At 66.0% G+C, this 717-nt stretch carries 2 protein-coding genes; both read left to right on the top strand.

The window, feature by feature from the left end:
• Positions 1-387, top strand: a 387-nt coding sequence (locus tag AC1RQC_RS40425) for an ABC transporter ATP-binding protein C-terminal domain-containing protein (protein WP_492886892.1), incomplete at its 5' end; no start/stop codon positions are given.
• Between the two features lie 9 nt (positions 388-396).
• On the top strand, positions 397-717 hold a 321-nt coding region (locus AC1RQC_RS40420), incomplete at its 3' end, for an ATP-binding cassette domain-containing protein (RefSeq protein WP_492376858.1).

The following is a 717-nucleotide window of genomic DNA, read 5'->3' as shown; positions in this document are numbered from 1 at the left end:
GGCATGGAACTGCTGGAGCAGGTCGGGTTGACCGATGTGGCGCAGACGGTGACGGTCAACCTGCCGTACGGCCGCAAGCGCGCGCTCGAGATCGCCACCACGCTGGCGATGGAGCCCGAGATGATGCTGCTGGACGAGCCGACCCAGGGCATGGGCCACGAAGACGTGGCGCGCGTGACCGAGCTGATCCGCAAGGTGGCGGTGGGGCGCACCATCCTGATGGTGGAGCACAACATGAACGTGGTCTCGTCGATTGCCGACAAGATCACGGTATTGCAGCGCGGCGCGATCCTGGCCGAAGGGCCGTACGCCGAGGTATCGAAAGACCCGCGCGTGATGGAGGCCTATATGGGCACCGTCGAGGCTGAACTGCAGGGCGCGCACTGAGGAGCCAGGATGAGCACAACGCCCGCACTAGAAATCAAGGACCTGCACGCCTGGTATGGCGAATCGCACATCCTGCATGGCGTGGACCTGACCGTGAATGCCGGCGAGGTGGTGACGCTGCTGGGCCGCAACGGCGCCGGGCGCACCACCACGTTGCGCGCCATCATGGGCCTGACCGGCCAGCGCAAGGGCTCGATCCGCGTCAACGGCACCGAGACCATCGGCATGCCGACGCACAAGATCGCGCACTGCGGCATCGGCTATTGCCCGGAAGAGCGGGGCATCTTCGCCAGCCTGTCGTGCGAGGAAAACCTGCTGTTGCCGCCGCTG

Source organism: Cupriavidus sp. GW822-FHT03E04, from assembly GCF_058801495.1.
This window is presented reverse-complemented; position numbering and strand designations above follow the sequence as displayed.